4 protein-coding genes are annotated in these 5295 nt (G+C 72.2%); 1 reads left to right on the forward strand and 3 read right to left on the reverse strand.

Features of this window, described 5'->3' with window-relative positions; genetic code table 11:
* Positions 1 to 38 precede the first annotated feature (38 nt).
* The 3 genes from ACGFIR_RS14970 to ACGFIR_RS14980 are packed head-to-tail and all read right to left on the reverse strand — an operon-like array spanning position 39 to position 2706.
* A complete protein-coding gene (locus tag ACGFIR_RS14970; RefSeq protein ID WP_393003153.1) occupies positions 39 to 866 on the reverse strand; it encodes an ABC transporter permease in 828 nt (275 codons plus the stop codon).
* Positions 863 to 1753, reverse strand: a complete 891-nt coding sequence (locus tag ACGFIR_RS14975) for an ABC transporter ATP-binding protein (protein ID WP_393003155.1) — start codon at positions 1751 to 1753, stop codon at positions 863 to 865. The genes ACGFIR_RS14970 and ACGFIR_RS14975 overlap by 4 nt, the downstream gene beginning before the upstream one ends.
* Positions 1750 to 2706 carry an ABC transporter substrate-binding protein gene (locus ACGFIR_RS14980; RefSeq protein WP_393145817.1) on the reverse strand — a complete coding sequence of 319 codons (957 nt, stop codon included), beginning with the start codon at positions 2704 to 2706 and terminating at the stop codon, positions 1750 to 1752. The genes ACGFIR_RS14975 and ACGFIR_RS14980 overlap by 4 nt, the downstream gene beginning before the upstream one ends.
* Positions 2707 to 3267: 561 nt before the next feature.
* On the opposite strand from ACGFIR_RS14980, the gene ACGFIR_RS14985 reads away from it, so the two are divergent.
* Positions 3268 to 5283 carry a phage tail sheath family protein gene (locus ACGFIR_RS14985; RefSeq protein ID WP_393145394.1) on the forward strand — a complete coding sequence of 672 codons (2016 nt, stop codon included), beginning with the start codon at positions 3268 to 3270 and terminating at the stop codon, positions 5281 to 5283.
* The last annotated feature ends 12 nt before the right edge of the window (positions 5284 to 5295 follow it).

Genomic DNA, 5295 nt, shown 5'->3' on the forward strand with positions numbered 1-5295 from the left:
TCGGGTAGGGGTGGATGGCGTCGGCGACGGGTCGGTCGCTAGAACGTGACGCCGTATCGGCGCAGGGTCCGTCCCGTGACCAGACGCAGGATCCAGTCGAAGAGGTAGCCGAGCAGGCCGAGGGCGATGATGCCCACGAAGACCCACTCCGTCTTGGCGTAGTTGCGGGCCGTCCAGATCAGCGATCCCAGGCCGCTCTGGGCGGCGACGATCTCGGCGGAGACGATCGTCAGGAACGAGTTGCCCATCGCCAGCCGGGCACCGGTGACCACGTGCGGCACCGTCGACGGCAGCACGACCGAGACCAGGCTGCGTACGGGGCCGGCGCCGAGGGCACGGGCCGCCCGCATCCGGATCTCGTTGACCGACAGCACCCCGGCCAGGGTGTTGAGGGCGACGATGAAGACGGTGGTGTAGAAGATCAGCGCCACCTTCGACGCCTCCCCCGGCCCGAGCCAGATGATGGCCAGGGTGACGAAGGCGATCGGCGGCACGAAGCGGAAGAACTGGATGTAGGGGTCGAGCATCAGCCGCAGCCAGGGGATGCAGCCCATCAGCAGACCCATCGGTACGCCGATGAGCACGCCGAGCAGCCAGCCGGTGAGGATGCGGGTCGAGGACGCGCTGATCGAGTCCCACAGGGTGCCGTCGCGGACGAGTTCGACCGCGCCGTCGAGGGTGAGCCGCGGCGACGGCAGGAAGAAGGCGGTGTAGTTGCGGCTGACCAGGTCCCAGATCAGCACGCCGAGCACCACCGACAGCACCGACAGCCCGACCCGGGTCAGCCGGGGCCAGCGGTTGCGGCGCGGGCCGGCGGTGGCCGCCGCCCGGGTGCGGTCGGGGACGGTGGGTGCCTCGACGGTCATCGCCCCTCCCTCCGGTCGTCGTCGGCGCGGTGCGCGCCGGGCCGGCCGTCGTGGCCGTCGTCGAGTCCCTGGGCGCGCAGCGTCCGGGCCACCTCGGCGCCGATGTCCTCGCGCAGCTCCCGGAAGAGCTCCGCGCAGGCCGGGTCGGTCAGGTCACGGGGCCGGGGCAGGTCACAGCGGTAGTCCTTCTTGATCGCCGCCGACGGTCCCGCCGTCATCGTGACGATCCGGTCGCCGAGCAGGATCGCCTCGCCGATGTCGTGGGTGACGAAGACGATCGTGGCGCCGGTCTCGCGCCAGATCCGGTCGAGTTCGACCTGCATCACCAGCCGGGTCTGGGCGTCCAGCGCGCCGAACGGCTCGTCCATCAGCACGACCGAGGGGTCGTTGGCCAGGACCCGGGCGAGCTGGGCCCGCTGGCGCATGCCACCGGAGAGCTGCTCGGGGAACCGCTCGGCGCTGTGCGCGAGGCCGACCATCGCCAGGTACCGGTCGACGACCGCGTCGCGCTGGGCCTTGGGCACGCCGCGCATCTGCGGCCCGAAGGCGACGTTCTGTCGTACGGTCAGCCAGGGGAACAGCGCCTCGGCGCTCTGGAAGACCACGCCTCGCGACACGTCCGGCCCGGTCACCGGTTCGCCGCCGCAGCTTACCTCGCCGGCCGCCGGGCGTACGAACCCGGCGACCGCGTTGAGCAGCGTGGACTTGCCGCAGCCGCTCGGCCCGAGCAGGCAGACGAGCTCACCGGCGGCGATGTCGAGGCTCGCGCCGCTGACGGCGACGAACTCACCGAAGCGGATGTCGACGTCGCGGATGCGGATCGGGGAGCCGGCGCGGTCGGCGGGTCGGCCGGCCGTGGGGGCGGGGGCGGTGCCGTTGACTGTCACGCCACCCCCTTGACCATGACGGCCGCCGGGTCCGCCTTCTGCGCGACGATCTTGCTGTCCTGCTGGAACTGGGCGATCTCGCCGTAGCGCTTGAGGTCCTCGTCGGTGAAGTCGCGGACCTGGCACTGGACGCCCTCCAGCAGCTTCTGCGCCTCCGCCGCCGGTACCTTGATGGCCTTCTCGGTGACGGTGCCCGCCTTGGCCGGGTCGCTGGTGAGCTGCTCGCACGCCTGGCCGATGGTCTGGACGACCTTCTTGGCGGCCTCCTTGTTGGCCTCGTACCAGGCGCCGTCGACCCCGATGACGAGGTTGTAGACGTAGCCGATGTCGCCGCTGGTCAGCAGGACCTTGCCGCCGTTGGCGACGCCGCGCGACGGCCACGGCTCCCACATGATGTAGCCGTCCACGTCGCCGCGCTGGAGCAGGGCCGGCATCTCGGCGGGAGAGGCGTTGACGAACTCGACGGACTCCCGGCTGATGCCGCGCGCCGCGAGGACCTTGTTGGTGGCGTACTCGTTGACCGTGCCGGGCACGACGCCGTACTTCTTGATGCCCGCCACGTCGGCGATGCCGGAGCGCGCCACGAGCTTGATGAAGCTCGGCGACTGCGAGAAGACCGCCAGACCCTTGATGTCGCCGCGGGTGGCCCGGTTCAGCAGGCTCGACTCGGTGCTCGCGGTGATCTGGCCCTGCTTGGCCAGGATCGCGTCGAGGCCGCCGGTGCCCTCCTGGAACTGGGTGACCGTGACGTTCAGGCCGTTGGCCTGGAACAGCTTCTCCTGGTCGGCGAGGTAGATCGGGGCGTACGCCGGGTCGACGCCGACGCCGAAGTTGACCGCCACCGACGGGGCTGCCTCGCCGCCGCCGGACTCGGTCGGGCTCTGGTTCTCCGCGCAGGCCGCAACGGCGGCGGTCACCAGCAGGGCTGCTACCGCAGCGCGCAATGCTCGCATTCTCATGGCTACCCCAGATACCTAGCGGCTCATATTATGGTTACCGTTGCTTAATGTGGGACGCTACTGCCGAGCGGCGGGCGCAGTCAAGAGATTCGGCCTCACCTTCCTTGCGACAGACAGTAGCCGCGGGCTGGCTCCAGCCGACGGGGCCGAAGTCCGCCGCCGCAAACCGGAGTCCGATGAACACGCTGGACAAACGGGCCGACGCCGACCGACCGGACCGGCCGCCGGGCCCGAAGGGGAACGCGCCGACCGGGCCCGACAGTCACGCTGAGTGACGCATCCCGGACATCCGGGCCACCAGCCGCGCCGGCGGAACGCCCCGGGCCGGACAGCGCCGACCTCACCGCCATCGGACCCGCCCGCCACGCTGACCGAACGGCGCACGGATCCCGGGACCTTCAGCGGCACACCGCGGCCGATCGGCTAACGGAATGTGACCAGGCAGGGACGCATTGTCGGGTTCGCGTCGCAACACGGTCGGGTGCCCGCTAGGGGGCGCTGACCTGCGGGCGGAGGGTGTGGACAGCCGACTTTCCACTCCGAGACGAGGTAGTCATGCCCGTGACTCCGAGCTACCCCGGCGTCTACATCGAGGAAGCCCCGAGCGGCGTCCGGCCCGTCATCGGCGTGGCGACCGGGGTGGCCGCCTTCGTCGGATACGTCCGGACCGGCCCGGAGCACCGCGCCGTACGCGTGAACAGCTTCGGCGAGTTCGAGCGCCGCTTCGGCGGCGTCGACCGGGACTCCGAACTCAGCCTCGCCGTGCAGCAGTTCTTCCGCAACGGCGGCTCCGCCGCGCTCGTCGTACGGGTGCCCCGCGCCGACGCCCGTTCGGCCTCGGTCACCCTGCTGGACAAGGTGGGCACCGGCCCGAAGTCGGCGCTGCTGCTGGACGCGGCGAGCACCGGCGCGTGGGGCAGCGGTCTGCTGATCGACGTCGACCACGACGACGCGACCGACCCCAAGACGTTCAACCTCAGCGTCCAGGACGCGGCCACCGGCGCGACGGAGCGCTTCACCGGGCTGTCCTCGGACCCGGCGAGCGCCGCGTACGCCGTCGCCGTGCTCAACGACCCCGACCGGGGCTCCGCCCTGGTGCGGGCCCGGGCCGGGGCGAGCGGCGCGGGCCGGCCCGTGCCCAGCGGCACCGTCGGCGCGGCCATCGGCTCGCCCACGGTCGACGCCGCGAAGAACTACCGGCTCACCGTGCAACCGGACCGGCCCACCAAGCCGGACCCGGCGGACCCCACCAAGACCGTCCCGGCCGTGGGCGCGGTGACCGTCACGGCGCTGGAGAAGGGCGAGCGGCTGCCGTCCTCGCCCGCCGGCGTGGCCGCGCTACTGCAACGCAAGATCAACACGGCGCTGGGCGCCGCCGACGGGGCCGCCGGGCTGCGGGTCCGCGTGCTACCCACCGCCGACGGCGGCCTGCGCGTCCTCGGCGACGTCGACCCGCTGGTGGCCCCGGCGGCCGTGGACGCGGCCTTCACCGTCACAGGCGCGACCGCATCGGGCGACGTGGCCGACGGCGCGGCCCTGCTCGGCCTCGGCGGCACCACCACGAACGTCGGCCGGTACACCCCCGTCGGAGCCAAGCGGCTCGGCCAGGGCGACCTGGTCACCGGCTCGGACGGCACGACGCTGCCCGGCACCGCCGCGCTGATCGGCTCCGAGGCCGCCTACACCGGCATCTACGCCCTGCTCAGGACCGACCTGTTCAACCTGCTCTGCATCCCCGACGCGACCCGCGCCAAGCCCGGCGACCCGACGACGGTCGACACCGGGCTGGACCCGGACGCGGTCTGGGCCGCCGCCTACGAGCTGTGCGCGCGGCGCCGGGCGATGCTGCTGGTCGACCCGCCGCCCGGGGTCGACGACCCGGACCGCGCGCTGGACTGGATCAACCAGCTCGGCGTCAAGGGACCCAACGCGGTGGCACACTTCCCCCGGCTGCGGATCCCCGACCCGACCGACGGCTTCCGGCCGCGTACGGTCGCCCCCGGCGGCACCCTCGCCGGCCTGTACGCCCGCCAGGACACCGAGCGGGGCGTGTGGAAGGCCCCAGCGGGCACGGAGGCGCAACTGCGCGGCGTGACCAACCTGGTCCACCCCCTCACCGACGCCGAGAACGGCGTACTCAACCCGCTCGGGCTCAACTGCCTACGGACCTTCCCGGTCGTCGGCACCGTCAACTGGGGAGCGCGCACCACCGCCGGCGCCGACGTGCTGGCCAGCCAGTGGAAGTACACCCCGGTGCGCCGCCTCGCGCTCTACATCGAGGAGAGCGTCTTCCGGGGCACCCAGTGGGCCGTCTTCGAGCCCAACGACGAGCCACTCTGGTCCCAGCTGCGGCTGAACCTGACGTCGTTCATGCAGGACCTGTTCCGCAAGGGCGCGTTCGCCGGGCGCACGCCACGCGAGGCGTACCTGGTGCGGTGCGACGCGGAGACCACCACCGGCGACGACCGGGACCAGGGCGTGGTGAACGTCGTCGTCGGGTTCGCCCCGCTCAAACCCGCCGAGTTCGTGATCGTGCGGATCCAGCAGCTCGCCGGCCAGAGCCCGTCCTGAGAGGTGTGAGTC

The sequence above is a fragment of the Micromonospora sp. NPDC049051 genome (assembly GCF_043197575.1).
GTDB lineage: Bacteria > Actinomycetota > Actinomycetes > Mycobacteriales > Micromonosporaceae > Micromonospora.